The following is a 23,742-nucleotide window of genomic DNA, read 5'->3' as shown; positions in this document are numbered from 1 at the left end:
CCGTGCTAAAACCGATTCATGCAATTGAATGTGCTCAGAACGGGACCGTCGAACAGGTTTACGTTCAAAAGAATTCCTATGTTTATGAATGGGAGAGGCTCTTTCTAGTGAAGACGGAAGATGGGAAATTGATCGATGTTTCAATAGGGGCGAGTGGTCACATTACTGAAATCAATGTCACGGCAGGGGATCCTATAAATAGAAAGCTTCCTTTAGCTTTGCTCCAAGACGATTTTGTTATAACTGGCTCTGATTGAAGATGAATAAGAGGGTGTTCCAAAAGCGGAGGCGTTTCTGCTTTTGGGATGCTCTTTTTTTTATCTTTTTCAAGATGAAAGTCTTCGCTGCCTGGCGAGGGTTTTTCTTCATGGAATGGTAACGCTCAAAGGCATATACTTATTTTCCCATTCATAGACTGTTAGGGAGGGGGCCGACCTTCGATTGTTTCTTTTGAAAGATGGGAATTTATACCCACATATGGTTGGGATATGTTAAACTCTAAACGAGTAATAAACAAATGAATGGCTTTTTTACTGAATATCAAATGATATCAGTGATTCTGCCGTTTAAAAAAAAGGGGAGATCAATTAAAGGATGAGAATATCCGAGTTAAAAAAGAAAGGTCTTGAATCGTTAAAAGGTAAATGGGGAATAGCCGTTTCACTCATGCTGCTCTTGTTCTTGATCAATGTCGTTTTTCCTTTCATTGTCGAAGTGATCGGAAGCGGGGGCTTCGTACAATGGTTCGAGCAAGAAGGATCGCCGTTATGGTCGGATATCTTCGGAATGATACTGTCCATCGTCTTAATACCGCTGACGATAGCGACCACTTGGTTCTACCTGGACCTAGTCAGGAAGGGAAACCCTGAAATCAACGAAGTATTCGCTATTTATAAAGATGGAAAAACCTCGATGAAGCTGATTGGCGGTTCGATTTTACAAGCTATTTTCCTATTCTTATGGTCATTATTATTAATCATTCCGGGTATCATCAAAAGCATCGCCTATTCTCAACTGTTTTTCTTATTGAAGGACCATCCGCAATATACAATACTGGAGGCCATTACAGAGAGCAGAAAAAGGATGAATGGATTGAAATGGAAATACTTCCTCATGAACCTGAGTTTCATAGGCTGGGGATTCCTTTGCATCTTTACTTTGGGAATTGGTTTATTATGGCTGATTCCTTACATCGGGACAACACTGGCAGCATTTTATAATGAATTAATCGTCCCGCAGGAAGACGAGCAGCAAATCGATTCTTAAGACTGTGACCGATGGCGAACTCGCTATCGGTTTTTTTGTGTCTTTTCCCAAGGATTCCTGCAGTATGAGAAAAAGTTGCGTTTCATGCGGTATCTCCCTTAAAAAGGATAAACTGTCATTTCAACTGATGTATAATGGAATGGAGAGTTTGCCATTTAGGGGGATTACATAGTGAGTAGTTATAATATTGCGGATATCATATATCAATTGTTTTTCCTTGCCTTTTTCATTTTGATCATTGTTGGTGCCATATCTTTTTTTCGATCCATGAAGCGCAGGAAAACGAGGCTGGATATCATGGAAAAGAAGCTGGATGATTTGCATCGGCAGCTAAGGAAGAGTACTGATTGACGGCTGCATGATGCGGTGGTCAGAGTGTAGACAAACTCCATCAAGGCGGGTTTGTCTTTTTTTTTTAGGTATCGATATTTGTCCTTAGAGGAGATAATCCGTCCCATGTGGTACATAATTCGCCCTACTTGGCATGTAATCCGGCCGTTCAGGCAAATAATCCGACCTACTTGGCAAATAATTCGTCCGTAATGGAGATAATTCGCCTGAGGTTCTCCCCATAGACCGCATTCCCCGCAGGAGTCTCGCACCCTTCGTTTCATTCCACTTATTTTTTTCTCTTTTACCGATTCTTCGCGCTGGATTTGTGCCGGGGTATGTTGCGGCTATTAAGATATTTTGAAATAATTTACAGGAAGGTTCTACTCGTGAAGTGGGGGTCTTTATCGGACCCTTTGAGAGACATAAAGAAATGGAAAAAGAAAGGGGAATGTAAAAAATAAGCAATTATACATGGTGATGAGCGAGAATGTCATGGTAGGAGTTAGTCTGGATGATGCATGGTTTGTGGGCTTTATTTACCTTATACTGGAATGGGTGAAGAAGTAAGGGGACTTTAATGGTCTATCAGGGATGCTCGACACTATAACGAATCGACGAAGTAAGCGAATGTTGAACATTCCATCCTTTTGTTAGGTATCTTTTAAGAAGTGGGAGGAGTCGGTATCATGAAAGAAATTATTGCAGTAAAAGAAATTACGCAGTTTAAAACCCGAGCGGAGGAATTCAGTCCGTATGCATGGTGTAAAGAGAAGCTGGAAAATGATCCTGTAAGCTATCATGAAGGGACAAACACATGGAATGTTTTTAAATACGAGCATGTTAAGCTTGTACTAAGTGATTATAAGCATTTTTCGAGTGAGAGGAAGCGTACCACGATATCGGTTGGAGCCGACAGCAAGGAAGGCTCGGTGCCCGATAAGATCAAACTTACTGAAGCCGATCCGCCTGATCATCGAAAACGCCGTTCCCTATTGGCCGCTGCCTTCACGCCCAGAAGCCTCAAAAACTGGGAACCTCGGATTCAAGAAATTGCAGATGAATTGATTGAGCAAATGGAGGGAAAATCGGAAATCGATATTGTCTCATCATTGGCGAGCCCGCTGCCGATCATTGTCATGTCCGATTTGATGGGCGTTCCCTCAAAAGACCGTCTTTTATTCAAAGAATGGGTCGATATTTTATTCCTCCCTTTTGATAAAGAAACGCAAGATGAAGTGAATGAAAAGAAGATAGTTGCCGCAAGAGAATATTATGAGTATTTATATCCCATCGTGGTACAAAAACGATCGAACCCGGCAGATGATATCATCTCCGATCTTTTGCAGGCGGAAGTCGACGGTGAAATGTTTACCGATGATGAAGTGGTGCGCACCACCATGCTGATTTTAGGGGCAGGGGTCGAGACGACCAGTCATTTACTGGCCAACAGCTTTTATTCCCTGCTATATGATGACGATACCGTCTATCAGGAATTGCATGAAAACCTGGACTTGGTCCCGCAAGCGGTTGAGGAAATGCTTCGCTACCGATTCAATCTGACTAAATTGGATCGCATGGTATCAGTAGATAATGATTTATTGGGAGTGAAACTGAAAAAAGGCGATACTGTGGTAGCGTGGATGAGCGCGGCAAATATGGATGAAGACATGTTTGAGAACGCATTCACCCTGAATATCCACCGTCCCAATAATAAGAAGCATCTAGCTTTCGGAAACGGGCCGCATTTCTGCTTAGGGGCTCCGCTTGCCCGCTTGGAAGCGAAAATCGCCCTTACGACATTCTTGAAAGAGTTCAACAAGATTGAACCGGTGGCATCCTTTCAATTGGAGGATCACCTTACCGATTCAGCGACCGGACAAACGCTGACGTCCATGCCGCTTATTGTGCACCGTACTTTATAAAAACCACAAATCCCTTATGCATCGACTTGCATAAGGGATTTCAGTTTGTAGACAAAAGGGGTTCGGAATTAAAAAATTCCGAACCCCTTTTGAAATTCCTTTGAAATTTTGACCAAAGGTTACGAGATTTGGGCTCTTCGAGCCACTATGTTAAGCCATTTTAGGACCTTGCCATGTCCAAGTGGCCATCTTCTTTACATTCATGGCAGCGAAAGTAAGCATCGCCTGCATCGACAATTTTTTAAGTCCCCTTAAAGTAGTCCAACGCATACCATGCTTTTCTTTTGCATCTGCGAATACACGCTCAATCGTTTCTTTGCGTTTCGCATATATAGGTTTTACCTCTTGATGATGACGCAGATGATCTGCTTCTTCCACATATGCTTGCCAGATATGCCGTGTCACTACTTTTTGATGGTCTTTGCTTTCCGTACACCGTGATAAAAATGAGCATGTTGCACAAATTTGTTTGGGCGATTTGTACTCGCGATAGCCCTCTTTATTTGTTGTTGAGTACTTTAAAGTTTCTCCCGAAGGGCAAAGGTAACAATCAAAGTGTTCATCGTAAACATAGTCATGTTTGCGAAAGAATCCTTCTTTTGTACGAGGACGTGTATAGGGTAAAGCAGGTGTGATTTCTTTGTTAAATAGGTAGCTTGTAATCGCTGGTGTTTTATAAGCTGCATCTGCGGCAACTGCTTCTGGTTTTCCAACTTTCTCAATCACTTGCTCAACAAGTGGCTCCAAAATATGACTGTCATGTGTATTACCAGGTGTTACAATCGTTCCCAATACAAAACCGTTGCCGTCTGCGGCCGCATGGAATGAATAGGCAAACTGTTTTGTTCGTTCATCTTTCACATAGTAGCCACTCTCAGGATCCGTAGTACTTTCTTTAATTGCTTTGGTTTCTTCCTTATCAAATTTATCTGGTGGAAAAGGCTTCTTTCCATGGTTTTCACGATCTTGATTGATTTCTTCTTGAAGACGTCCTTGATACGCTCGTGTTTCTTTACGAACGATTTTCTTTTCAAATTTCCGTTTATTCGCACTGGCTTTCACATGTGTGGAATCCACGAAAACGTGTTCTACACTTATTAACTTTTTATTAGCAGCTGTCATTAAAATGCGACAGAAAATCTGTTCAAACAGGTCTGTATCTTTAAAGCGTCGCTCATAATTTTTTCCGAACGTAGAGAAATGAGGTACTTTATCATGGAAACCATAGCCTAAGAACCAACGATAAGCCATATTGGTTTCAACTTCTTCAATCGTTTTACGCATGGAACGAATACCGAAGGTATATTGAATGAAAGTCAGTTTAACTAAAATAACTGGATCAATACTTGGGCGTCCTACCTCTGAGTACATATCTTTCACCAAGTCATAAATGAAAGTGAAGTCAATGGCAGCCTCCATTTTACGAACCAAATGGTTCGGTGGCACCAGTTGATCTAAAGTAATCATTTCAAGTTGATCTCGCTGAATAGAATCATGTTTAGAAAGCATCCTCATCACCTCAAGTTTTAATCCTTCAATTTTAAAACAAAAATGACTCCAGTCAAAAGTGTTCTATCTAAAAGGTAAGACAAAGTTGATTGGAACGGAAGGTACGAGACTCCTGCGGGAAAAGCGCGTCTAGGGGAGACCCCGCAGGCAAAGCCGAGGAGGCTCCCCGACCGCCCGCGGAAAGCGAGTGCCTGGAGTGGAAATCAACGTCTAAATTGTACAGGACATAAAAATAGACAAACTCGATTTTCATCGAGTTTGTCTACAGTCTGAAATCCCTTATGCATCGACTTGCATAAGGGATTTTTTCATTTCATCAGGAATAACAATCTTTTTTCCGCTGCAATGCCTCCATTCACTTTCTGAAATTTGTGGTCGTTTAGCTTCGAATGAGGTGAAAAGATGCTAAATTGATCGAATCCTTTAATCTAAAGTACCCTTAAGTTGAGGTGCCTGTGATGGATAGAGTAGTATGAAAAGTAGAATGTTTTCTATCTCGGCATGCGTAGTCTCATATTGACATGCTGGAGTCATTTTTTTAAGCTGAAGAATGGTGAAAGTCGATAGGAAGAAGCGAGCATCAAAATGTGAAAGGATGTTATTATGAAATTAAAGCTGCAATTGACGATTGCCTTTTTAGTGAGTGTGTTTGCTTTACTCGGGTTCAGCTTCATGGCCATTGCCGTAAGTGCCAATGATTACTTGCATTTTGACAGTGAAGTGATTTCCTTTATACAGGGATGGGAGTCGCCGCTACTTACAGGTATCATGAAGGTCTTTACATACATAGGTTCCACCGGTTCCATAATCGTTCTATCCTTGTTCATTTTAATTTTTCTATATAAAGGTTTGAAGCATCGTGTGGAGTTAGTGTTGTTCATTGCCGTCATGGCTGGGTCTCCGATCCTCAATGCAATGGTTAAGCTTTGCTTTCAACGGACAAGGCCCGATTTACATCGCCTCATCGAAATAGGAGGCTATAGCTTTCCAAGCGGGCATGCGATGAATGCCATGTCATTGTACGGGATTCTCACCTTTTTGTTGTGGCGGCACATCAAAGTTAAGTGGGGAAGGATTCTCTTGATCGTGTTGAGTACATCGATGATCCTCACGATAGGGATAAGTCGGATATACTTGGGAGTCCATTATCCTAGTGATATAATAGCGGGTTATTTGGCAGGCGGTTTTTGGATTGCGACGTCGATTTGGTTCTTCCAGAGGTATCAGGACCGCCGGCAGGACAAAAACGATAAGCAAATGTAGGTGATACATGCTTTTGGGAGATTCAATACAGTTAGGGGCGTTAGGTATGGAAAACTGGATTACGGAATTCATGAATGATTTTGGTTATATAGGCATCTTTCTTTTGATAGCGTTGGAAAATATTTTTCCGCCCATCCCATCGGAGGTCATTCTGACGTTTGGCGGTTTCATGACAACGACAGCGAATATGACGATCCTTGGCGTCGTGATCGCGTCGACCTTTGGATCGGTGGCAGGAGCGGTCATCCTTTATTGGATTGGTTCGATTCTTGATGTGAAAATAATTGAAAGGTTCGTCGAAAGGTGGGGGCATATTTTCCGGTTAACGGTATCTGACGTCCACAAGGCGAACGCATGGTTTGAAAAGTACGGTGCATGGACCGTATTCTTCTGCAGGCTCGTTCCGTTGATCAGGAGTTTGATCTCGCTGCCGGCAGGCATGTCGCATATGAACTTTTGGCTATTCCTGCTGTATACAACATCCGGAACGTTAATTTGGAACATCATTTTAGTGAATATCGGGGCGGCTGTTGGATCTTCGTGGGAAGATATCGTCGGATACATGGACATTTATTCAAACATCGTGTATGCCGTATTGGCAATGCTTTTGATTCTTTTCATAGTCTGGATTTTCAAGAGAAATAAAGGCAAAGTGAAATAATTGGATGATTGGGCCATCCAATTCCAACAAAACCGAATAAACCTCAAAGACTGTCGATTTGGCGGTCTTTTTCTTTTGTCTTCGATTCTGGTTGAAATGAACTGAGGAAGAAGGGAAACACAGAATAAAGGGTATACCCTTTGGACAAAATGAGTGAAACGAAAAAGGAATGAGGGTCGGTGCAATGGTTTCTTTTTTCAAACAAAAAAGACAAGGTAAGCAGCATGATACGAAAAAGGAAGAGGACAAACAATCGAAAACGGCTGATTATATCCAAAGCTCCCTTTCTGCCAATATGGAAATCGTGAAGCAAAGAACGGGAAACAGTCCGGATATCATTATCAGAACGTTGAAAATCAGCCAAAGCCCTGAAATAAAAACGACGATTGTGTACGTCCAGGGTCTGATCGATAATCCTAGTGTTACGGATTTTTTAATTGAATCGATGATGAAGAACCCTCATCTGGCAGAGAAAATACTTCCGCAAAAAGCGTTGGACATAATCACCGAGGACGTGGTTTCCCTCGGTGGTGTAGCGACCGTCAATGACTGGGAAAAACTGTTTTTGGCGTTATTATCAGGTGATAGCATCATTTTTGTTGATGGGATAAACACAGCGCTAGTTGCCAGTACAAAAGGGGGAGACCGGCGCTCCATCCAAGAACCAAGCACCCATTTGACCGTCAGGGGATCGCGGGAGGGCTTTACGGAATCGATAGAAACGAACATCGCCATGTTGCGCCGCATCATCAACAGTCCGGATTTATGGATCGAATCGATGAAAATCGGTACGGTGACCAAAACGGATGTTTCGATCATGTATATAAACGGAATTGCGAAAAAAGATATCGTCGTGGAGGTCAAGAAACGCCTCCAGCGAATCAATATCGATAGCATTCTTGAATCGGGATATATAGAACAATTGATAGAGGATCAGGTCATGACCCCATTTCCCACCATGAATCATACGGAAAGGCCAGATATGGTCGCGGGGAACCTGTTGGAGGGAAGGGTCGCAATATTCGTTAACGGCACTCCATTCGTCCTCGTGGCACCTGCACTATTCGTCCAATTTTTCCAATCTGTCGAAGACTACTATAATCGCTTTGACATTGCATCAGCCACACGTTTTTTACGGATCATCGTATTTATCATTTCAATCGTGGGACCTGCCCTCTATGTGGCAGCCACGACATTCCATCAGGAAATGATCCCGACGAAATTGCTCGTCATCGTAGCGGCGCAAAGGGAAACGGTGCCATTGCCCGCCGTCATTGAAGCCCTTCTCATGGAGATAACCTTTGAAATCCTGAGGGAAGCGAGCCTCCGGATGCCAAAGGCAGTGGGAGGGACAATGTCCATTGTCGGTGCCCTGGTCATCGGACAGGCGGCCGTACAGGCCGGCATCGTATCTCCGGCGATGGTCATCATCGTCTCGATCACGGCGATTGCCAGCTTTGCAACGCCTTCCTATTCCATTGCCATTTCTGCCCGGTTGGTGCGTTTTGCATTTATCATCTGTGCCGGCGTAATCGGATTCTATGGCATGATCTTAGCCTTTATCGTCCTCATCGTCCACTTATGCAGCCTGCGTTCATTCGGTGTCCCGTATATGTCACCGCTTGCGCCATTGAACCCGCAAGGATTGGGCGACACATTCTTCAGAAGGCCGATGTGGGCGTTCAAGGAAAGGCCCAAATTGATAAGCTCCAAAGATAACCTGAAACGGGAAGGCGATAATCAAAGACCTCTGCCTCCTGAATCACGTGGAATGAAAACATCTGACGAGGGAAAAGGTGATGGAAATGAATCGTAAAAGACTCGTTCTGCTCTTGATGTTGATCGGCACAACCTTCACCTCCGGCTGTTGGGATAAAACGGAGTTGAACGAAATGTCGATCGTCTCTGCCGTCGGAATCGATAAAAATAAAGAAGGAAAGCTAGTGGGAACGTTTCAAATCATCAATCCGGTCAATGTGGCGGGTTCACTCCAGGGCGGAGGGGGGACCAATCCCCCCATCTCCATTTATAGGGCCACTGGGGATAATGTGCTTCAATTGGACAGTATCGCTTCAACCAAAATATCGCGTGACATGTATTTTGCCCATGCAAACCTGGTGGTCATAGGTGAGGATGTCGCAAAAGAAATGGGAATCAATTCGATTTTGGATGCCTTCGAGCGCTCCCCGGAATTCCGGGCCACCACGAGGCTCGTCATTGCCCGTGGTGTAAAAGCAAAAGATATCGTCGAAACGCTGACGGCGATCGATAAGTTATCGTCTGAAAAAGTCATCAAAACGATTGAATCGACGGAAAAGCAGCAGGGCGGAAGCATTAACGTCAATTTGCAAGAGGTAATCAAGAATCTCGTCAGCTCCGGTAAAGAGCCGTTAATCAGCGGATTTACAGTGAGGGGGAATACCGGTAAGGAGAATAAGATGGAGAATACCCAATCCTCCAGTATCGCCGCTAATCCAAATGCTGTCGGGATAGGTGTTTTTAAGGATGGCAAATTGGTTGATTGGCTGGATGGTAAAGAGGCAATCGGAACAATGTGGGTGATGGATAGGATCGTGAATACGAATGTTAACATTGATTGGGGAGGCAAAAAAGGCGCAGTCACCTATCAAGTGCTTCGCCAAAAAACCAATATCGAGCCAAGAATGAAAAATGGCAAACCTAAAATGCATATTACGGTCCGTGCTGAAGGCGATATCCGCGAAGTGAATGTTCCGCTTGATCTTGTGAGTCCGCACGAACTAATAGATATCGAAAAGGAGCTGGCGAAGGATTTAAAGAAAGAAATGGAGAATGCGATCGCAATCGCCCAAAAAAATAAATCGGACATTTTTGGCTTTGGGGAACTGATTCATGAGTCCCATCCAGGATATTGGAAGAAGCATGAAAAGAATTGGGATGATGTGTCTTTTCCTAAGCTGGAAGCAGAGATACAGGTTGAGTCATTTATCCGCCGCACAGGATTACGGAACAAGCCGTTTCTTTCGGATATTAAAAAGGGCGACCAATAATGGAAAGGAAGTGCCAACCACATGGAAAAGGCAAAAATCAGCGGCTACCAGCTGTTCGTCCTTATTTTCTTGTTTGAAATGGGCAGTGCACTTTTGGTTCCCCTTGCAGGTGAAGCCAAACAGGGTGCCTGGCTGGTCATCCTCATTGCGACAATCGGCGGCATTTTATTGTTTTTCGTTTATTATGCCCTGTTCCGCTACTACCCAGATCAGATTCTTACTGAATTTGTAAGGAGCATATTGGGCAATTTTTTCGGAAGGATCGTGGCTTTTCTTTATATCCTTTATTTCATGTATCTTGCGGCAAGAGTTTTGAGGGATTTCGGCGAGACTCTGCTTACCTTTGCCTATCCGCACGTTCCGCTATTTTTTGCCAATGCCGCCTTCATTTTAGTTGTGATATATACCGTCCGTAAAGGAGTGGAGGTACTGGCAAGGACAGGGGAACTATTCTTCGTCCTCGAGAATTTGCTTTACATTACTTTCTTTATTCTGATCATCGTTTCAGGCATGATCCATATGAACAACCTCAAGCCCGTTCTTGAAATCAGTGTCGTCGAGATGGGCAAGATGGCCTTTTCCAAAACGATCTTCTTTCCTTTTGGCGAACTCATTGTCTTTTTGATGATTTTCCCTTATTTGAACGAGCCTCAGCGATTGAAAAAAATTGGAGTCGCTGGCTTGGCAGCAAGTGGGATCTTCCTTTCTTTCACAATGGCATTGAATATTGCGGTGCTGGGAGTCGACCTTACATTACGCTCCCAATATCCGCTGCTGACCCTGATTCAATCCATCGAGGTCGCTGGCTTTTTGGAACGTCTCGATGTATATTTTTTGTTGAAGCTGATGATTGGCGGGTTCATCAAAATAACTGTTTTCACCTATGTAGCGGTAATGGGAACGGCCAATGTGTTCAATGTAAAACAATCATCGCGGCTTGCCTATCCGGTCGGCATCGTCATATTGCTGGTATCGATCGTGATAGCGAGCAGCTATTCGGAACATATTCATGAAGGTCTCGAGGCCGTGCCGATTTACATCCACCTCCCGTTTCAGGTGATCATTCCGCTGCTGCTCCTGATCATTGCTTTTTTCAAGAATCGGAGAAAAACAAACAAGCACCAGCAACATACTGCGGAGCTGGAAGGTGGAGTGGATAATAAATGAAATTCTTCGGTATTACGCTATTGTTGCTGGTTCCCTTGGTGCTCTTCTCATTAGGGATGGATATTCTATTAGGATTCGATTTGGATAATTCCATTAAGCATGCCTTCAATCCATTTTTGGTAAAGGACCGTGCGGAATTGATTCTGTTCATGGTGCTTCTTGTCATCTTATTGTTCAGTTTCATTTATCGAAAAAAAGAGAAGGATAACAAATCCAAAGGCCAGCAATGAACGCTAACCTAGCCAGTATGGCATGATAGATGAACTCCTTTTCAAATCTTGGTTTGAATGAGGGGTTTGTCTTTTTGCTTTTTTACCACCCTGTTCATCCATTTCATAGTATGATGATGAAATGGGCTTATCTTTCATATAGGATGGTTACATAGAAATCCTCAGCAAGGAGGTCTGCCATTTTGGATATCAAATTAAATCAAAAAATCATAAAAGACATGTGTGGGACAGTTTCCTTCAAAAGAGGGGAAGCCTTTCAGCGGACGAATAAAGTGACTTTTGAAAGCTACCGCCCCGATGGCTGTGAAGCAATTGTCGCTGGAAAGGAAATCTTTCATGTTTCCGTTGCAGCGGATGCCGCCGGCGGAATAAAATCGACATGCACCTGCCCTACACTCGCTTCCTTCGCAAAGGATTGCCAGCATATTGCAGCCGTACTGCTGTCGGTTTACGATCATCAGCGCCAAGGAACGGTCCCTGAAGGGGCAGACACAGCCCAGGTAGATGCGTCAAGGCTGTCCGAGGGGTTACTGACGCTGTTCAATAGCCAGACTGTACGAAAAAGCGGGCATCAGCTCCACTTCGAAAACCGGCAGATGCTTGAAGCCGAGTTTACGCTGAAGCCAATATTGATGGGCAAGAGGCAATATATGCTCGGAATGGAACTAGAAATCGGTAAGGTTCATGTAGCGGATGTCCGGGATTTCCTGAAGCGAGTAAAAGAAGGGGAACCTGCCTTGCTCTCCCCGTCATTTCTGTATGACCCTGAGCTTCATTGTTTTCAGCGTGAAACGGACGCAGTCCTGCAGCAGCTCATTACCGTGCTATCGGATGAAAAAGTCTATGCAGACGCCCTAGCGGATGAATCGGAATACAAGATGGACGATCACTTATTGCTTCTGCCTCCATCTTCCTTTACCAGGCTCCTCCCTTTCCTTGCCAGTGTACCGTGGGTGAAGCTCGCTCATGGCGGCAAAACGTTTCAAGGTCTGCTGATTTCAGGCGAGTCGCTTCCTTTGCGTTTTCATTTTAAACAAAGCGAGGGTGAAGGATATCGACTGGATATTAACGGCCTGAATGAGATGATCGTCATGGATGCATATAATACGGTTCTATTTGATGGAAGTCTCGTCCAGCTCGAATCCGAAGATTGCCAACGCCTATCGGACTTGAAGCAAATGCTTGAAGATTCAGGGATGGATCGAATTCCCATCCATCATGATCAACTGGAATTATTCCTCGACAAAGTCGTGCCGGGCTTGAAAAAGCTCGGGGAAGTCCAGATTGCAAGGTCCATCAGTGAACGGTTTATGGCAGCACCGCTTGTGGCAAAGCTATATCTGGATCGAGTGAAAAACAGGCTGCTTGCCGGTTTGGAATTCCATTATGAAAATATCGTGATCAACCCCTTGGATGAATCCAAAGTACCTGCGATGCTCATAAGAGATGCAAAAAAGGAGGCGGAGATACTTACGCTTATGGAGGATGGCCGATTCGCCAAGACGGACGGTGGTTACTTCCTGCATAATGAAGAGTTGGAGTACGAGTTTTTATACCATATCGTCCCGAAACTCCAAAAGTTGGTCCAAATCTATGCCACGACAGCGATAAGAAACCGAATATCGCGGGGGAATTCGGCACCGCGCATCAGGGTGAAAATCAAGAAGGAACGAACGGATTGGCTGGAATTCAAATTTGAAATGGATGCGATCCCCGAAAAGCAAATACGGGAGGTGTTGGCAGCGCTTGAAGAAAAGCGGAAGTATTACCGCTTAAGGAATGGGTCGCTGCTTTCCCTAGAGACGAGGGAGTTCGAGGAAATCCAACGTTTTCTAAAGGCACTTCCCGTACAGGATCAAGATCTGGAAGGCAGTCTGAACATGCCAATCGTAACAGGGCTTCGGCTTCTGGATTCCGTGGACGACAGCGGCACATTCACGATCGAGGAATCATTCCGTAAGTTCCTGGAAAACATCAAGAATCCGGATGAATTGGAGTTCCCAGTGCCAATGAGCCTGGAGCCGATATTGCGTGATTATCAAAAACACGGCTACAAATGGATGAAAATACTTGCCGGATACGGATTCGGAGGGATTCTTGCAGATGATATGGGACTCGGGAAAACCCTGCAAAGCATAGCGTTCATCGTATCGGAGCTGCCCGACATTCGTAAGGAAAAGCGCCCGGCCCTCATTGTCTGCCCCTCATCCTTAACCTATAATTGGCTGGCTGAATTCGCAAAATTCGCTCCGGATATCCAAGCTGTCATCGTCGATGGGCACAAGCTGGAGCGGACAAAGCTATTGAGGGAAGCGATGGACATGGATGTCGTGATCACCTCGTATCCGCTGCTGCGGAGGGATATTTTATGGTTTGAAAAACAGGACTTCCATACGGTGTTCTTTGATGAAGCACAGGCGTTCAAGAACCCAGGGACACAAACGGCCCGGGCGGCCAAGAAGATAAAGGCCGGACATCGTTTTGCGCTGACGGGCACGCCGATCGAGAATTCGCTTGAAGAGCTCTGGTCACTATTTCATGTTGTCTTTCCCGAGCTGTTCATGGGGTTAAAGGAATATAGCAACCTCTCCAGGAAGAAGATCTCCCGGAGGATCCAGCCTTTTCTGCTGCGGAGGATGAAAGAGGATGTACTGGGGGAGCTTCCGGAAAAAATCGAGTCGCAGAAATCGATGGAGCTGCTTCCAGATCAAAAGAAATTATACGGTGCCTATCTGGCGAAGCTTAAAGCTGACACGCTCAAGCATCTCGACAAGGATACCTTCCGCAAAAACCGGATCAGGATTCTCGCTGGCTTGACCAGGCTTCGGCAGATTTGCTGTCACCCCGCCTTGTTCGTGGACGGGTATACAGGCAGCTCGGCAAAGTATGAACAGCTTATGCAAATCATCGAGGAATCGAAGCTTTCAGGAAGACGGGTGCTGATTTTCTCGCAATTTACGAAGATGCTTCAAATGATCGGCAGGGATTTAGCGAGGCAGGGACAAGACTACTTCTATTTGGATGGGCAAACACCATCGAAGGAACGTGTGGATGTCTGCAATCGATTTAACTCAGGAGAACGGGATATATTCCTCATTTCTTTGAAAGCTGGAGGGACTGGGCTCAATTTGACCGGTGCCGACACGGTCATTCTTTATGACCTTTGGTGGAATCCGGCCGTTGAGGAGCAGGCTGCCGACAGGGCCCACCGAATGGGGCAGAAAAACGTGGTCCAAGTCATCAAACTTGTTGCCCGGGGCACCATCGAAGAGAAAATGAATGAGCTTCAAGAGAAGAAGAGACATCTGATCGAGGAAATCATCGACCCTGGAGAGAAGTCATCATCCGCACTTACGGAAGAGGACATTCGGGAAATTTTGATGATATAGGAAGGGGGGGAAGCTGTTTCAGCCACCGTCATAGCCCTTCCTGTTAGGCCGCCTGCAAATGGGCGGCCTTTTTTTCTAAACTAGGAAACGAGTTTCAAGCCGACAGCTGCACATAGCACCATCGCTATGAACACGATTCTCCGCCAATCTTTCGATTCACCATATAGGAGCATCCCGATTATCGCTCCGCCTGATGCGCCGATTCCTGTCCAAATCGCATAGGCCGTCCCCATCGGCAATGTTTGCATGGCATAAGCAAGAAATAGGAAACTTGCGCCGAATCCGGCGAATAACAGCGTCAAGGATTGCCAATTCCGGTCTTTATGCAATTTATTGATCATCGCAACACCAAACATTTCACATAGACCCGCCAAGATTAAAGAAATCCAAGCCATCATGATTCCTCCCCTTTTGCAGCTTTATCATCGGTCACTACCTTTAAACCGATTACCCCTCCTAATAATAGGAGGATCAATAGCGTTTTGCTTAACTTGAATGATTCTCCAAAGAAGATGATTTCAGATAAAACGGTACCGGCGGTCCCCATCCCTACAAAAACGGCATATACCGTTCCGACGGGAAGCTTCCGTCCAGCCATGATCATCAAATAAAAACTGATGATGATGGAAATGACGGTTCCGGTCCAAGTCCAAAAACCATCCGCATGTTTTAAGCCAACCACCCAAAAAACCTCAAAAAAAGCTGCAATGAATACTTTAATCCAGTTGATATTCATGACACCAACACCTCCAATATCATTATTCTTTACCAAAAAACAAAAAAGCCTAAGAGATGACTGTTAAACAGTATCTCCCAGGCTTTTATCCTTCCGTGACACAGCAAGCTGTGAGTTTTCTCTCGGACCAGGCCAGCCATTAGACGTGCTGCGGAACCCTAGAAAACATTTGACGTATGCAATTACCTTACATTATACATACTTTTGAAACATACTCAAGAGAAAAATCATGACAAAATCAAGTAGCGCTTCATGATGCAAAGCACCAATCAGGCATTGACTGTCCGTTTTCGGGCTGGCCCTTCATTTTTATGTGATACATAGCTATGCAGGATCATTCCGATGATCACGATGAAGATGCCGAACCACGATAAAAGGGAAGGAATCGCTAAAGCAAGGAATAGTAATTCGCCAGCCAGGGCAAATAGCACTTCCATCGATTGAGTGGCTTCCACGGAAGCTAATTTCTGCATATTTCCGCGTGCCATATCGGTCGCCTTGAAAAAAAGGACGGTCGCAATAACGCCGGAAAACAAGGCTACCAAAAGGGATTGAAAGCTCTGCATCTTCGTCGGGGCGCCTACTGTCATGAATCCGTAAATGGAAAGCAGGAACCAAAACGGCAGACTTGCCAACGTCATGCCTAATACCCTTTGATAGGCATCCAGCCTCCCTTCTGACACTTCCATCATTTTACGATTCCCCAAAGGATAGGCGAATCCAGCGATGATGATTGGAATCACGCCTAACCAGAGGTTAGCCATGGAAATATGCTTCGTATGCTCCAGTTGCATCAGGATGATACCGAGCAGGATGATCATCGACATGAAGAGCCCCTTTACGGAAATCTTCCCTCTTTTCCTTTCAAGCCCATCTTTTGTTTCGATATTTTCAAAAAAGAGCGGGGCCAGTAAAGCTCCCGAAATGATCGTGATTTGCCAAGTTCCGGCAATCAGCCAACCCGGTGAGTAGGCGGAGGCAAAGCATAAGGGGGCATAAAATAACCCGAAGCCCACAAAACTCCAAAGCAGCCAAGTTCCCGGCCGTTCTCTCATCACACGCAATAGGGGAAGCAGGTTTTTCCTGCTTAAAACGATACACAATAGAAAGGGCACCATGAAAATATATCGCAGCGAAGCACTCCAAATCCAACTCCCGCCAGACAATTCCATCGCCTGATTCAAAACGAACGTAAAGGCAAAGAAGAAAGCTGAACAAATCCCTAATATAATCGGACGCAATGGACTCACCTCAATCTGTTTTATGAGCCAATAATTAGCCAAGCCCCTGAAAGAATGGCAATCGTTTCGGCTTTCGTTATGATGGTACGAACATATTCGCAGTGGGAAGGACTTAAAGAAATTTTCTGAATAGATAATCAACCAATATAAATTGTCCTTCAAAAGTGAGGGAAAATCAACAGGATTCTGCTAGATTTGTAAAATCATCCTTCATCGTTCGACATGAACGTTTTGTCGGCACGGAAAGGAAGCGCTATCATGTTTGCGTTTGATTTGCCAGTATATTCTATAAGGAAGGAGGATAAACGCTGACACGACGGGGTTCAGATCCGTTTAAGCTGAAAAAATCATATAAAGGTAGATAATATCCGAAGATGCGAGAATTGACGGATATGGTAGGGAGTGGTATCTTTATAGAAGTGCAAATAATGTCGAATGCTGACGAAATACATAGATGCAACATTCGCAAGAAAATGAGTGGGGTAAATAATCATGAAATCTACAGGTATTGTACGTAAAGTTGACGAATTAGGACGGGTAGTCATTCCGATTGAACTGCGCCGTACATTAGGAATTAAAGAGAAAGACGCTTTGGAGATCTATGTCGAACAAGATCGTATAATCCTTCAAAAATATAAGCCAAACATGACTTGTCAGGTAACAGGTGAAACATCCGATGACAATATGAAACTAGCTGACGGAAAATTGATCCTAAGCGCTGAAGGTGCTGAACTTCTAATCAAGGAAATTCAAGCTAGCCTCGAAACTGCTAAATAAAGCTAAAAGGCATCCAAGAGCAGGGAAATAACATTTCCCTGCTCTTTTTTTATTGGACGATGGAGAAATGATAAAAATAATTCGTTTCGCGAGCAAATCCTATTTTTTCGTAAAGGCTTTGTGCCTCCACATTATCCTTGCCTGTCTCGAGTGTAATCCCTTTTGCGCCTGATTCCCGTGCGAAAGCGATCGCCGCCTTCAATAACTCCTCGCCATATCCCTTTTTGCGCGCTGAATCCTTCACGAATAAGTCGTTCAAGATCCATGAATGCCTCATGCTTACTGATGAAAAGGAAGGATACAGTTGTACAAACCCTACAGCATCCTCCTCTTCACTGGCCATGAACACAACAGAATCTCCATTCGCCAGCCTTTCACCCAAAAAATTCCTTGCCGAAACAAAATCAGACACCTGCTCATAAAACACTCTGTAAGAATCAAAAAGACCCGTCAGAGATTCGAGCTGGTCCAATGTAGCTCTCTGGATATTCATATAGGATACCTCCAAATGATTAGAATACTCATAATTTACCATTTCTTCGTGCGTAATGAAACGTATTCATGACTTCTTTACGCGTGTTGCTCGTTTTTTTGAAGGTTTTCCATTGTGTTTTGCCATTAACTCGAAATGTGGTGCACGGGGCTTGTATTCAGTAGTTACATATTGTGCGAATGAAGCATTGCGCCATCATCTTAAAGGTTTAGCTTCTAAGCCGCCTGTGTTCTTGATATGGACTTTGACGTTGATCGCATGGATTGAATGGGGATCCAGGTAATCCTTCGGTTCTTTAATATCATTTTCCTGCCAGTATTTGGTTTCTTTGATATAGAGGATTTTGCCTAGGCTTAGTGGATCTGCATTCTTTTTGAGTCCTGCTTCAAAGGTCGATTGAATTTCTTTTTTAATTTGGCTTTCAAATTTCCGTTTTATTTTATTCATATCCATTTGGGTATCGAGTCCGAGTATTTTGCCTGGCACGACAACCTCGATATCGTATTTAAACTTTCCGTTCTTGAAAACTGGTTTTACTTTATGATAGGGATGGGAGAAGGACGCATAGATATCTTCCTTGTTGAAGCTAATATTTACGGGTGCCTTGTTGGTTCTTTTAGTTAGCCAGCGGACGCCGCTCAATTCTTGTTCAGAAAACCAGGGCTGTGACACTTTGAAGAAAATGACAAAGGCTCCATCCATATAAAGGCTTTTGCGTTTAGTCCCTTTTTCTTTCCACACCTTATTGTTCCAGCTAATGGAAGGCAAAATGGTCGTCGATGCTTTTTCACGTTGATTGGAATAATATTTTTGAACGGTAATGGGTTTAATGAATGAGCGATTACGATAGATATCTTCCGGAAGATATAAAGTCGTGTACAAAGGTGACAAATTAAAATAGCCATTGATGGAAAAAAGCTCATCCATGGAACTTTTCGTGGCGAAAATATTGGCTGAGTATCTAAGCAGTTGGTTCCTATAAATATAATCGACTATTTCGGTGCTTTGCTGTTTCAGTACATTTTCACTGAGTACAAAGGTGGAAACATGCCCCATATAAAGGGCTTGCTGTGTATTGTGCATCAGTTGGTTCATGGCCGTCGAAATGGAACGGCCTTTTTCCTTTCCTACATATACAGGAGGGTTTTGCGTCGGTTTCGCTTCCGTTTTAGCTACGGCAGCGAAGTCCACAAGCTGCGCATAAACGATATATTCCCCATCTTTGAAATCGATGCCGATCGCTGTTGTATAGTGGAAATCCTGGATCGTTTTTTCGTCCCAGCAACCGGAAAGTAACAGGAATAACGGAATGGTCAACAAAATTTTAGTGATGCGGAACATGTCCTTATTGCTCCTTCCTTGTCTTATCTTTGGCACCTAGGGATCGCTTGGCCATTGAATTCCATGGCCTCTTTATGAAGGAATCCAGGACCTTCGTCAATCTTGGGGGATTTAGTCCGCCAAGATAGGAAACACCGAATGAATCGAGCCTCGATAATAAAGTGACGATGGACAGGAAGCCGATGATGCAGCCGTAGATTCCATAAATGCAGCTGAGTGCCAGGACGAACATGCGTAAGATGGTGACGGCTCCAGTTAATGATTGATTGACAAGGGTATAAGACGCGACAGATGTAACAGCTGTTACCACTAGCATCGTTTGGGAGGTCAGCCCTGCCCGGATTGCGGCATCACCGACGATGAGCCCGCCGACCACTGCGACGGTTTGGCCGACGGCTTTAGGCAATCTCACTCCGGATTCACGGAATAACTCGAATAAAATGAGCATGAGAATGAACTCCATCGTCGCAGACAACGGAAGCCCGAGTCTTGAAAGGGTTATGGTCGCAAGTAAAGGAAACGGCACCTGTTCGATATTGAAAGCGGATATCGATATCCAGAATCCAGGCAATAAAATGGTAATGCCCAGTCCCAGAAAACGAAGAAGTCGTTCAAGACTTACATATAAATAAGGAAGATTCGAATCTTCAGCTGTCTTAATTTGCAATAATAAAGTAGAAGGAGCGACAATGACCGTGGGCATCCCGTCAACGATCAGGATGAACCTTCCTTGATTGATGGCCTCGACTACAAAATCGGGACGGCTCGTATAATGAGTGAGTGGGAATATGCTGAATTTACTGTTTGAGATCATTTCCTCCAATTGCTGGCTGCTGACCAATATATCAATATCGATCGAGTTCATCCTGGCTCTAATATTGGCGATAAGATCTTTATTGACGATGTCATCCATGTACATCAGCGCTACTTTCGTTTGACTTCGCCTGCCTACGATAAAATCCTCGTAGGCGAGTGATTTTGTTTTTAAACGCTTTCTGACCAAGGCTGTATTTATGCTTAAATCTTCGACAAACCCATCTCTTGGCCCCCGTACTGAAACCTCGAAGGAGGATTCCTCAGGCTGCCTGTTCGGGACATTGGACAAATTCATCGAATACACCTTCTGGGTGGAAGGGATGAACAACAAAGCATAACCGGAGAAAATCGACTGTTGTACACTAGTGAATTCATCATCGATGGTTACCTTCGTCAAATCCACCAACGGGTTCAGCTTGTTAATGGTTGCCTCGGCATCGATTTTCTCATCCAACGCCATCATTTTGTTCAGTTTTTCCAATATCCCCTCATTCAATAAACTGATATCGACCATGCTCGTGCAATAAAAGATAAGGGCAGGAATGGGATTTTCGGTTTCCCCGATATAAATCGTGTCAAAGAGGATGTCTGAACTCTTGCAGAACAACTTGCGAAATGTTTCCTCCTTCAATTCAGGCAGTTCCGGTTCATTTTTGGATCGTTTCATTCTCATGCTTTTTCCCCTCCTTCGAATGGATGAATGTGCCGATAAACAAAAAGGCGGTCAAAAGTAAAAGGAAATAAAAGGTGCCAGGGTAATAATAGTTTTGACTGATATGCAGGAACTTGAAATTACTGAAGGGCACGATGGAGATGATCACCATGAGAAAGCCGATGGCGAAAAGGATTCCGAGCTTCATATTGTTCGATTTTCCTTTAAAGGTCTCCGTTATAAGGAACAACGCCAAAGAAACACGGATATAAGCACCGGCAAGCCATTGATAAATGGAAAAGAAATCGGTATGTTCGATATATTTCCCAATTGTCAGCAAGCGCCACTGTTCATAGGCGGGGTATCTCATCGCTTCGGCTAAGATCGGTCCGAATTCCGCAATAGCTGCAGTCAGCGGGCCAAGAAGCAGGAACAACATGCCAAGGCATAAAAGGGCCAATCCCTTGCGGCTAAGTGTATCGGTAAGTTTTTCCTGGAAAAAAGCAAGTAAAATCAGTTCAGCAAAGCCGTACGATGAGTAAAGAAAGGCTCTAGTGCCGTGAAAATACCCATTTTCAAAAAGGGGAAGAAGGTGGCTATAATCTTTTTTCGGAATATTTCCCGTCGCAACGAACAGGCCAAGAATTACGACAATCGGCAATAATACTGAAGAACTGATGGCAATGGAACGCAAGCCAGAGTGGGCCATGAATATGCATAGCAGGGCAAACGGAAGGATGATGGCCAAACTAGGGGTTTCAAAAAGGAAGCTTGTCGTGATCCAATCCATCGTTTCCTTCGTGGTGGCCAATACCAGGCTTATCAGATAAATCATGATGAAAAATAAAACGATATTTTTAATCGGTTTGCCGAATTTATTTTCAAGCCAAGCCGCCAGAGTTTCATTATTCATATTTTTAATTATCCTTGATAAGAGATAGACCCAAATCGGGATCAACCCGATAGTAAGAGCGGCAAAAAACCAAGCATCCCTTCCGCCGGCAGAAAGAAGGAAGGGGATCAAGATGACATGATTAAGCAGGCCAATAGATAAAAAGAAAATACTAAGAACTTGTATCGAACTAATTTTCTTCAAAATGCTCTGATCCCCATTTCCATTGTTGAGTAAAGTGTTTAAATAACCGCGATCATATATTTGTTTATGGTTGCTAAAAGTGGAAATAGTATACCTTTAATGATTTGGATTAATATTCCTGCTGAGAAATCTTTGAAGGAGCAAGCCTAAATGCATCGATTACAGAGGATTTATCATGAGCGATAAAGAATGTAATAAGATAGGTTGATGAACATAAAGGGAGCGATGTAGATGGAGTTGAAGTACCCGGTTGGGACATTTCGATTTGAGGGGGAAATCGCAAGTATGGCCGATGGCTGGATCAGAGAGATTGGGGCTTTGCCTGGACTGCTTAAGGAGGCTGTAGGCAACATGGATGATGAACAGCTTGATACGGCTTATCGTCCGGGCGGGTGGACGGTGCGTCAAGTCGTGCACCATGTTGCAGATAGTCATATGAATGCGTATGTCCGTTTTAAGCTTGCTCTTACAGAAGAAAATCCAGTCATCAAACCTTATGAACAGGGACGCTGGGCAGAGTTGCCTGACTATGAAATGCCGGTTGATATATCGCTGACTCTATTAGAGGCGGTTCATGGCCGCTTGCACAAGCTGTTATCGGGCCTTTCCGCCGAAGATCTGAACCGGACATTCCTTCATCCTGAATCAGGAGAGGTGAAGGTCGGGGAGAACATCGGCATGTATGCGTGGCATGGCCGCCATCATCTTGCTCATATCACTTCTTTATCAAAACGCCAGGGGTGGTGAATGGGTAATATCCCTGCTGGAGGTTGTGAAACTAAAATTACAGGGTGAGGTAGGCGGGCGCGTACAGTTGCATGGATGTTTAAAGCAAAACGGCAACATGAACGATCGGGACTGGTTATAAACGAAGTGGCATAGGACGTTCACTCATGGAAAAGACTGTATTTATCCTGTATACATGGGAGGGGATTCTTCCAATAATGTGTATATTCCCTTGATAATGTATCGGAATATGATAAAAATTGATTGGGGTGATCTAGATGCAAGCTGTCATCGAAAAAGAAGGGAACGGGATTATCGCTAGATTCGATCGCCGGTTCAAACATTCAGTGGAAAAGGTATGGGATGCTTTAACGGAAAATGATAAGCTGGAGAAATGGATGAGCAATCTGGAAATAAAGGACCTTCGAAAAGACGGAAACATTCAATTCCATTTCAATGATGGGTCAGGGAAATCCTTTGATATGAAGATAAGGGATTTTCGGGAACGTGCCGTTTTAGAGTTTGAATGGGGCGATGGCTGGGTTCGTTTCGAGTCATCTCCTGAAAAGGATGGATGCGCACTGATTTTGACGGAATCCATCAGTACGCTCAGTGATCATACATCAAAGGATTTGGCAGGCTGGCATGTGTGTCTCGACATGCTAGGGGAAGTATTGGATGGGCGTGCGATTGACTTTCCGATGGATGCATGGGAAAAGTGGCATGAGGAATATATCATCGCCGTCAAACGGATCGACGGATAGAAGTCATGGAAATACATAAAGATGGGTACGAAACACAGGCAGCTGGCCTGTGTTTTTTTTGTATATGGAACGAGGCGGAAAAGTCGCGGGTTTAATCCGTTTCTTCGTACATGGAGCAAGGCTGACTCACAGATTGGAATGATGATGGTCATGAAAATCATGTAATTTATGGAAAATTGATTGACTCGAAAAAACCTTGGAAAAAAGGGTGATTGGGCGAGAAATGCATGTTTTCTGTTAATTTACACGGTCTAAATGGTATTTTTAATGCGACTCGCACCTTTGGACCCATCGGATTCAACAAAATTGGTAATTGACAATCTTAAAATAG

22 protein-coding genes and 1 riboswitch are annotated in these 23,742 nt (G+C 44.1%); of the genes, 14 read left to right on the top strand and 8 right to left on the bottom strand.

Annotated features, from left to right (window positions below; genetic code table 11):
- Window positions 1-2 precede the first annotated feature (2 nt).
- From MHI53_RS18500 to MHI53_RS18485, 4 genes are all read left to right on the top strand, one after another.
- Entirely contained in the window at window positions 3-257 is a 255-nt protein-coding gene (locus tag MHI53_RS18500) for a hypothetical protein (RefSeq protein WP_061143431.1), read from the top strand.
- Between the two features lie 337 nt (window positions 258-594).
- Window positions 595-1,266, top strand: a complete 672-nt coding sequence (locus MHI53_RS18495; protein WP_340371910.1) for a DUF975 family protein — start codon at window positions 595-597, stop codon at window positions 1,264-1,266.
- A gap of 171 nt (window positions 1,267-1,437) precedes the next feature.
- Complete coding sequence (locus MHI53_RS18490) at window positions 1,438-1,617, top strand: hypothetical protein (RefSeq protein WP_061143429.1); 180 nt, start codon at window positions 1,438-1,440, stop codon at window positions 1,615-1,617.
- 665 nt (window positions 1,618-2,282) lie between these two features.
- Entirely contained in the window at window positions 2,283-3,521 is a 1,239-nt protein-coding gene (locus MHI53_RS18485) for a cytochrome P450 (RefSeq protein WP_340373703.1), read from the top strand.
- Window positions 3,522-3,671: 150 nt separating this feature from the next.
- Here the strand turns inward: MHI53_RS18485 and MHI53_RS18480 are convergent, their stop codons facing one another.
- Window positions 3,672-5,030 carry an IS1182 family transposase gene (locus MHI53_RS18480; protein ID WP_340371729.1) on the bottom strand — a complete coding sequence of 453 codons (1,359 nt, stop codon included), beginning with the start codon at window positions 5,028-5,030 and terminating at the stop codon, window positions 3,672-3,674.
- A 603-nt stretch (window positions 5,031-5,633) separates the two neighbouring features.
- Between MHI53_RS18480 and MHI53_RS18475 the strand changes: the two genes are divergently transcribed.
- From MHI53_RS18475 to MHI53_RS18445, 7 genes are all read left to right on the top strand, one after another.
- Window positions 5,634-6,293, top strand: coding sequence for a phosphatase PAP2 family protein (locus MHI53_RS18475; RefSeq protein ID WP_061142949.1), 660 nt, complete (start codon window positions 5,634-5,636; stop codon window positions 6,291-6,293).
- A 46-nt stretch (window positions 6,294-6,339) separates the two neighbouring features.
- Window positions 6,340-6,954: a DedA family protein gene (locus tag MHI53_RS18470; protein ID WP_061142950.1), complete on the top strand. Its 615-nt coding sequence runs from the start codon at window positions 6,340-6,342 to the stop codon at window positions 6,952-6,954.
- A gap of 184 nt (window positions 6,955-7,138) precedes the next feature.
- On the top strand, window positions 7,139-8,770 hold the full coding sequence (locus MHI53_RS18465; protein ID WP_061142951.1) for a spore germination protein: 1,632 nt from the start codon (window positions 7,139-7,141) through the stop codon (window positions 8,768-8,770).
- Window positions 8,760-9,983: a Ger(x)C family spore germination protein gene (locus MHI53_RS18460; RefSeq protein ID WP_061143017.1), complete on the top strand. Its 1,224-nt coding sequence runs from the start codon at window positions 8,760-8,762 to the stop codon at window positions 9,981-9,983. Before MHI53_RS18465 ends, MHI53_RS18460 begins: the two co-directional genes overlap by 11 nt.
- 21 nt (window positions 9,984-10,004) lie before the next feature.
- Window positions 10,005-11,150 (top strand): GerAB/ArcD/ProY family transporter, encoded by a 1,146-nt coding sequence (locus MHI53_RS18455; protein WP_340371909.1) that lies wholly within the window; start codon window positions 10,005-10,007, stop codon window positions 11,148-11,150.
- Entirely contained in the window at window positions 11,147-11,380 is a 234-nt protein-coding gene (locus MHI53_RS18450) for a hypothetical protein (RefSeq protein ID WP_100531994.1), read from the top strand. The genes MHI53_RS18455 and MHI53_RS18450 overlap by 4 nt, the downstream gene beginning before the upstream one ends.
- A gap of 182 nt (window positions 11,381-11,562) precedes the next feature.
- Complete coding sequence (locus MHI53_RS18445; protein WP_340371908.1) at window positions 11,563-14,769, top strand: DEAD/DEAH box helicase; 3,207 nt, start codon at window positions 11,563-11,565, stop codon at window positions 14,767-14,769.
- 80 nt (window positions 14,770-14,849) lie between these two features.
- Here the strand turns inward: MHI53_RS18445 and MHI53_RS18440 are convergent, their stop codons facing one another.
- The 3 genes from MHI53_RS18440 to MHI53_RS18430 all read right to left on the bottom strand — a co-directional run bounded on the left by MHI53_RS18440 (window position 14,850) and on the right by MHI53_RS18430 (window position 16,746).
- Window positions 14,850-15,164 (bottom strand): multidrug efflux SMR transporter, encoded by a 315-nt coding sequence (locus tag MHI53_RS18440; RefSeq protein ID WP_061142954.1) that lies wholly within the window; start codon window positions 15,162-15,164, stop codon window positions 14,850-14,852.
- Window positions 15,164-15,505, bottom strand: coding sequence for a multidrug efflux SMR transporter (locus MHI53_RS18435; RefSeq protein ID WP_100531992.1), 342 nt, complete (start codon window positions 15,503-15,505; stop codon window positions 15,164-15,166). The genes MHI53_RS18440 and MHI53_RS18435 overlap by 1 nt, the downstream gene beginning before the upstream one ends.
- 72 nt (window positions 15,506-15,577) lie before the next feature.
- Window positions 15,578-15,678: riboswitch (guanidine-I (ykkC/yxkD leader) on the bottom strand.
- A gap of 96 nt (window positions 15,679-15,774) precedes the next feature.
- Window positions 15,775-16,746, bottom strand: coding sequence for a multidrug resistance efflux transporter family protein (locus tag MHI53_RS18430; protein ID WP_061142956.1), 972 nt, complete (start codon window positions 16,744-16,746; stop codon window positions 15,775-15,777).
- A gap of 486 nt (window positions 16,747-17,232) precedes the next feature.
- Between MHI53_RS18430 and MHI53_RS18425 the strand changes: the two genes are divergently transcribed.
- On the top strand, window positions 17,233-17,523 hold the full coding sequence (locus tag MHI53_RS18425) for an AbrB/MazE/SpoVT family DNA-binding domain-containing protein (protein WP_198512575.1): 291 nt from the start codon (window positions 17,233-17,235) through the stop codon (window positions 17,521-17,523).
- A 49-nt stretch (window positions 17,524-17,572) separates the two neighbouring features.
- On the opposite strand, the gene MHI53_RS18420 is transcribed toward MHI53_RS18425, so the two are convergent.
- The 4 genes from MHI53_RS18420 to MHI53_RS18405 all read right to left on the bottom strand — a co-directional run bounded on the left by MHI53_RS18420 (window position 17,573) and on the right by MHI53_RS18405 (window position 21,921).
- A complete protein-coding gene (locus MHI53_RS18420) occupies window positions 17,573-18,016 on the bottom strand; it encodes a GNAT family N-acetyltransferase (RefSeq protein ID WP_340371907.1) in 444 nt (147 codons plus the stop codon).
- 195 nt (window positions 18,017-18,211) lie between these two features.
- Window positions 18,212-19,357, bottom strand: a complete 1,146-nt coding sequence (locus MHI53_RS18415; RefSeq protein ID WP_061142959.1) for a Ger(x)C family spore germination protein — start codon at window positions 19,355-19,357, stop codon at window positions 18,212-18,214.
- Between the two features lie 4 nt (window positions 19,358-19,361).
- Entirely contained in the window at window positions 19,362-20,846 is a 1,485-nt protein-coding gene (locus MHI53_RS18410) for a spore germination protein (protein WP_340371906.1), read from the bottom strand.
- Window positions 20,821-21,921 (bottom strand): endospore germination permease, encoded by a 1,101-nt coding sequence (locus tag MHI53_RS18405; protein ID WP_340371905.1) that lies wholly within the window; start codon window positions 21,919-21,921, stop codon window positions 20,821-20,823. Before MHI53_RS18405 ends, MHI53_RS18410 begins: the two co-directional genes overlap by 26 nt.
- A 231-nt stretch (window positions 21,922-22,152) precedes the next feature.
- On the opposite strand from MHI53_RS18405, the gene MHI53_RS18400 reads away from it, so the two are divergent.
- A complete protein-coding gene (locus MHI53_RS18400) occupies window positions 22,153-22,668 on the top strand; it encodes a YfiT family bacillithiol transferase (protein ID WP_061142962.1) in 516 nt (171 codons plus the stop codon).
- Between the two features lie 257 nt (window positions 22,669-22,925).
- Window positions 22,926-23,411 (top strand): SRPBCC family protein, encoded by a 486-nt coding sequence (locus MHI53_RS18395; protein ID WP_340371904.1) that lies wholly within the window; start codon window positions 22,926-22,928, stop codon window positions 23,409-23,411.
- The last annotated feature ends 331 nt before the right edge of the window (window positions 23,412-23,742 follow it).

It is taken from the genome of Peribacillus sp. FSL E2-0218 (assembly GCF_037992945.1).
GTDB classification, from domain to species: domain Bacteria; phylum Bacillota; class Bacilli; order Bacillales; family DSM-1321; genus Peribacillus; species Peribacillus simplex_B.
This window is presented reverse-complemented; position numbering and strand designations above follow the sequence as displayed.

Coding starts and splice junctions, on each gene's coding strand:
- MHI53_RS18495 (WP_340371910.1), top strand. CDS start 595: ATGAGAATATCCGAGTTAAAAAAGAAAGGTCTTGAATCGTTAAAAGGT.
- MHI53_RS18475 (WP_061142949.1), top strand. CDS start 5,634: ATGAAATTAAAGCTGCAATTGACGATTGCCTTTTTAGTGAGTGTGTTT.
- MHI53_RS18440 (WP_061142954.1), bottom strand. CDS start 15,164: ATGGCTTGGATTTCTTTAATCTTGGCGGGTCTATGTGAAATGTTTGGT.
- MHI53_RS18465 (WP_061142951.1), top strand. CDS start 7,139: ATGGTTTCTTTTTTCAAACAAAAAAGACAAGGTAAGCAGCATGATACG.
- MHI53_RS18455 (WP_340371909.1), top strand. CDS start 10,005: ATGGAAAAGGCAAAAATCAGCGGCTACCAGCTGTTCGTCCTTATTTTC.
- MHI53_RS18410 (WP_340371906.1), bottom strand. CDS start 20,846: ATGAGAATGAAACGATCCAAAAATGAACCGGAACTGCCTGAATTGAAG.
- MHI53_RS18415 (WP_061142959.1), bottom strand. CDS start 19,357: ATGTTCCGCATCACTAAAATTTTGTTGACCATTCCGTTATTCCTGTTA.
- MHI53_RS18460 (WP_061143017.1), top strand. CDS start 8,760: ATGAATCGTAAAAGACTCGTTCTGCTCTTGATGTTGATCGGCACAACC.
- MHI53_RS18435 (WP_100531992.1), bottom strand. CDS start 15,505: ATGAATATCAACTGGATTAAAGTATTCATTGCAGCTTTTTTTGAGGTT.
- MHI53_RS18470 (WP_061142950.1), top strand. CDS start 6,340: ATGGAAAACTGGATTACGGAATTCATGAATGATTTTGGTTATATAGGC.
- MHI53_RS18395 (WP_340371904.1), top strand. CDS start 22,926: ATGCAAGCTGTCATCGAAAAAGAAGGGAACGGGATTATCGCTAGATTC.
- MHI53_RS18420 (WP_340371907.1), bottom strand. CDS start 18,016: ATGAATATCCAGAGAGCTACATTGGACCAGCTCGAATCTCTGACGGGT.
- MHI53_RS18480 (WP_340371729.1), bottom strand. CDS start 5,030: ATGCTTTCTAAACATGATTCTATTCAGCGAGATCAACTTGAAATGATT.
- MHI53_RS18400 (WP_061142962.1), top strand. CDS start 22,153: ATGGAGTTGAAGTACCCGGTTGGGACATTTCGATTTGAGGGGGAAATC.
- MHI53_RS18450 (WP_100531994.1), top strand. CDS start 11,147: ATGAAATTCTTCGGTATTACGCTATTGTTGCTGGTTCCCTTGGTGCTC.